General features: G+C 35.5%; 1 pseudogene. It reads right to left on the bottom strand.

What is annotated here, in order from left to right:
- Positions 1-220 (bottom strand): annotated as a pseudogene (locus JUI58_RS23455) (hypothetical protein); the annotation flags it as partial.

Below are 220 nucleotides of genomic sequence, written 5' to 3'. Positions count from 1 at the left end.
CGAGAAGGTGTTTCTTGTTTAGTGTCAGAAGAATTAATTGGAGTTGAATCTGGAGTTGTAACTGTTTCTGAGATAGGAGAAATAAATTGTTTCTGAATAGGTTCACTTGGCGCTACATCAGAACGAGAAGGTGTTTCTTGTTTAGTGTCAGAAGAATTAATTGGAGTTGAATCTGGAGTTGTAACTGTTTCTGAGATAGGAGAAATAAATTGTTTCTGAA

The sequence above is a fragment of the Spirulina sp. CCY15215 genome (genome assembly GCF_016888125.1).
Classification (GTDB): domain Bacteria; phylum Cyanobacteriota; class Cyanobacteriia; order Cyanobacteriales; family Spirulinaceae; genus CCY15215.
This window is presented reverse-complemented; position numbering and strand designations above follow the sequence as displayed.